Origin of the sequence: Mesorhizobium sp. M8A.F.Ca.ET.021.01.1.1 (assembly GCF_003998025.1) — a bacterium.
Classification (GTDB): Bacteria; Pseudomonadota; Alphaproteobacteria; order Rhizobiales; family Rhizobiaceae; genus Mesorhizobium.
This window is the reverse complement of record NZ_RZSJ01000541.1, coordinates 1-4,167: the sequence shown is the minus strand read 5'-3', so window position 1 is coordinate 4,167 and position 4,167 is coordinate 1. Positions and strand designations below refer to the sequence as shown.

The 4,167-nt window shown below is 62.9% G+C and carries 4 protein-coding genes; 2 read left to right on the top strand and 2 right to left on the bottom strand.

The annotated features are described in order from the left end of the window. Positions 1–1,127, bottom strand: a 1,127-nt coding sequence (locus EOA36_RS29300) for a cytochrome P450 (protein ID WP_145969362.1), incomplete at its 3' end; no start/stop codon positions are given. A gap of 104 nt (positions 1,128–1,231) precedes the next feature. On the opposite strand from EOA36_RS29300, the gene EOA36_RS29295 reads away from it, so the two are divergent. Further along, a complete protein-coding gene (locus EOA36_RS29295; RefSeq protein ID WP_127280472.1) occupies positions 1,232–2,335 on the top strand; it encodes an FAD-dependent oxidoreductase in 1,104 nt (367 codons plus the stop codon). 2 nt (positions 2,336–2,337) lie between these two features. Here the strand turns inward: EOA36_RS29295 and EOA36_RS29290 are convergent, their stop codons facing one another. Then, entirely contained in the window at positions 2,338–2,931 is a 594-nt protein-coding gene (locus tag EOA36_RS29290; protein WP_127280471.1) for a hypothetical protein, read from the bottom strand. A gap of 334 nt (positions 2,932–3,265) precedes the next feature. Between EOA36_RS29290 and clpP the strand changes: the two genes are divergently transcribed. Next, positions 3,266–3,895 carry an ATP-dependent Clp endopeptidase proteolytic subunit ClpP gene (clpP, locus tag EOA36_RS29285; protein WP_027028064.1) on the top strand — a complete coding sequence of 210 codons (630 nt, stop codon included), beginning with the start codon at positions 3,266–3,268 and terminating at the stop codon, positions 3,893–3,895. The last annotated feature ends 272 nt before the right edge of the window (positions 3,896–4,167 follow it).

Below are 4,167 nucleotides of genomic sequence, written 5' to 3'. Positions count from 1 at the left end.
AGCCGGGCGAGCGGCGCGCCGATGCAGAAATGGATGCCGGCACCGAACGACACGTTCTTTTGGTCCGGTCGGCCGGACTGGAAGGCAAGGGGTTCGGCGAAGGCGTGCGGGTCATGATTGGCCATGCCGAGCAAAAGCCCGATCGTCTGGCCCGGCCGGACGACGATGCCGGGCGCGATTTCGATTTCCTCATAGGCATAGCGCATGAACATGTGTAGCGGCGCGTCGAAACGCAGGCATTCCTCGACCGTGGCCGCTGTCGCTTCAGGGGAGGTGAAGAAGCGGCGCGGGTCACCGCCTTGCGCCAGGATGGAATGGACGGCATTGCCGGTCTGGTGCACGGTTGCTTCATGGCCGGCATTGAGCAGCAGGATGGCCGAGGAGACCAGCTCGTCTTCAGACAGCCTCTCACCGTCTTCCTGGGCCGAGATCAGCAGCGACAGCAGGTCGTCGCCCGGGCTCTTGCGGCGCTCGGTCACGTAGGCGCGCAGGAAGTTGGAGAACTCGCCCGCCGCCCGGTTGGCCGTCTCCTCGGTCTCGCGCGTGCGGCCGTGGATGTACATGGCGACCATCTGATGCGACCAGTCGAGCAGTTGCGGCCCCATCTCGACCGGCACGCCGAGCATTTCGCCGATGATGGTGATCGGCAAGGGGGAGGCGAAGGCCGGCAGGAGGTCGACGGCCTTGCCTGGTTCGAAACGGTCGATCAACTCCTTGGCGAGCGCTTCGACACGCGGCCGCAACCGTTCGACCTGACGCGAGACGAAGGCACGGTTGACCAATGTCCTCAGGCGCGTGTGTACCGGCGGCTCCAGCTCCAGCATCGAATTGGCTTCGATACCGTCGAATGCCTTGAGATGGGTCCTATCCTGGCCGGCACCGCGGCTGTCGGGAATGCCGGCCGGGTTCTGGCGGCCGAAACGGCGGTCGCGCAGCAGTCTGTTGACGTCGCCGAAGCCGCCAAAGCACCAGAAGCCGAATTCTTCCCAGAAAAACGCATTCGATGCGTTGTGCAGGAAGGCGTAGGCCTCGTACGGATTGAGGAAGAAGGCTGGTTCGCGCGGGTCGAGCCTAAGCCGGCGAGTGGCCGGATCAAAGGCCAGATAGGAGAGCGTCGATTTGGTCATGCCAGACCCATAGCGCGGCTTGCCAGCCCGGTTCCAGACCGTATGTTGCGTGCGGCAGCCCGATTGATTGAGCCAGCCAGTAGGGTCGCGGAAAGTCTGAACGGATGAATGTGATCGTTGTCGGCGCGGGTATCGCGGGTCTCTCCACGGCGTGGTCGCTGGTCAAGGCAGGCCACGGCGTGTCGATCGTCGAGCAGGGGCCGATCCCCAATCCGCTGGCGGCATCGGGAGACCATCACCGCATCATCCGCCGGGCCTATCGCGCTGGAACCGGCTATGGGCGGCTGATCACCGAAGCCTATGAGGCCTGGGACGAAATGTGGGCCGATCTCGGCGAGAACCACCTCGATGCGCGTGGCTTCGTCTGCGTTTCGCGCGAGCCCGGCGATGAGGCCGAGGAATACCGCGAGGGTCTGGAAGAGGGAAATTTCCCTTTCGAACTGCTGGAACCGGACGCAGCCGTCGAGCGCTGGCCGTTCTTCGAGGCTGGCTCGTTCCGCTATGCCTATTTCTCGACGGAAGGCGGCGCACTGCATTGCCGCAAGATAGCAGCCGGGCTGGCCACATGGTTGCGTGCCAACGGAGCCAATGTCTACGAGCACAGCAAGGTGACGGAGATCGATGCCGAGGCCGGCCATATCGTGCTGGAAAGCGGCGAGACGATGCAGGCCGACCGCATCGTCGTAGCCGCTGGCGCCTGGGTGCTGAAGCTATTCCCTGAGCTCGGCGGCGAATTGAGGACCTTTCGCACCGCGCTCGCCTATGTCGAACCGCCTGCCGATCTCAAGGCGGCATGGGAGGCTGCGCCCGTCATTCTCGATGTCGGCGGCAAGACCGACGGCTACATGATCCCGCTCACCCGGGGCGCCGGCATGAAGTTCGGTTCGGGCCTGCACAAGGTGCCGACCAGCAACGCCGATTGGAACCGCGAGCCGGTGCCGGGCGAGGGCGAGGCGATCCGCAACCTGTTTTCGCCGCCGATCGCCCGCATCGATGAGTACAAGGTGACCGAAGTGGTCACCTGCGCCTACACTTTCACCGATGACGAGAAATTCCTGGCGCATGAGACCGGCAAGTGCGTGATCGTCTCTGCCTGTTCCGGTCACGGCTACAAATTCGGCGCGGCAGTGGGGCGCCGTGTTGCCAAAGCCATTGGCGATGGCGATGTCGCCGGTCTCAAGGCCTGGCTGCGGGCCGAGGTGGCCTAACCCTAGTTCTGGCAGTGCCTGGGAATATGCACGCGCCGCCAGCCGGACGAACCTTCGCGCACCAGCACGCGGCGCGCGACGGTCTGGTAGGAGGCGGGAACATCGATGACGCGCCTTTGCTCGGGCCGCACCAGCACCTCCTCGGCGATGCTGTCATATTGCGCAGGAATGACGACGCGGCGCGTACGTTCGGGCTGGATCACCACCGTCTCGGCGACGCGTTCGTAGCGTGCCTTGTGCCAGACCTTGCACAGCACGCGGCGCCCATGGATGACGCGCCATTCCCAGGAATAGCCGCCGCCATCGGCCCTGACGGTGTGGTAGACGGTCCGGGTGATTGCCGGCACCACTTCATACCGAACCTGGGCCGGCACGGTCATCACCACGCGCTCCCGCGTGCCGTAGATCGGCGGGTCATAGTCGACGACCTGCTGGCCGGGAGGGCTGATCATGACGTCCTCGTAGACCGTGTCATAGACATCGGGTGTGCGGACGGGCTCGTAGCATTCGACGGCGCGGCCGCCGGCCGCCGTCTGCGAAATCGAGCCGAGCAGGGTCAGCCCGGCAATGGCGAAGCGTGCGGTTTTCCCAGACATGGCACTCCCCGTTTGAACTGCAGGCAAAAGTTCAACGCTGAATTGTAGGGGAAGCCGTTGCGGAGAAAAGCGGTTTCGGCGCATTTCGTTAAGCGACGAGGTTAAGAAACTGCTACTTGCGGGGGCTGGCTCGGTATTTCGGGTCGGCGTGGCATCAGCTGCTGCTAATCCTTGCCGGGAAGCTTGATTCGACTTACCCAGATGGCTAGGACGGGTCGGCCTTGCACAAGGATGAGCCGGCATCCTATTTACATCTTGACGATCCAGAACCGATTCTGCCCGAGCTGCCAGCCTGTCCGGCGCCGGAATCCCACCGCGAGACAAGAGATATCGAATGAAGAACCCCGTCGAAACCTACATGAACCTCGTTCCGATGGTGGTCGAACAGACCAATCGCGGCGAGCGGGCCTACGACATTTTCTCGCGCCTCCTCAAGGAGCGCATCATTTTCATCACCGGTCCGGTCGAGGACGGCATGGCGACGCTGGTCTGCGCGCAGCTCCTGTTCCTCGAAGCCGAGAACCCGAAAAAGGAAATCAACCTCTACATCAACTCGCCGGGTGGCGTCGTCACCTCGGGCATGGCGATCTACGACACCATGCAGTTCATCAAGCCGGCCGTGTCGACGCTGTGCATCGGCCAGGCGGCCTCGATGGGCTCGCTGCTCCTGACCGCGGGCCACAAGGACATGCGTTTTGCCACGCCGAACGCACGCATCATGGTTCACCAGCCGTCCGGCGGCTTCCAGGGCCAGGCGTCGGATATCGAGCGTCATGCCCAGGACATCATCAAACTGAAGCGCCGCCTCAACGAGGTCTATGTCAAGCACACCGGCAAGAGCTACGACGAGATCGAGAAGACGCTCGACCGCGACCATTTCATGACCGCCGACGAGGCCAAGGATTTCGGCCTGATTGACAAGGTCATTTCGTCGCGCGAGGCGGCCGAGGGAGCGTTGGCATAAAGGCTGGGTGGCAGTTGGATGGCACCATCACGCGCTTTTGGCGTGTCTTGCGTCATTTCGGCCACAATTGGCTGTTCCCTCGGAGGTCGGGATTGCCTACGTTAAGGCTATGTTGATTTTCGACGGCTTAGCTTTGCGTGGGGAAGCTGCGAATCATTGCCACGTTTTCTGATTTGTGTTTCGTACGGAATACGTTGCGGGAGCCGGAAGACTGGCGGCGGCGGATTCCCGCGATAAATAGAGTATGCGCCCTTTCAGCCAGACCATCGGCG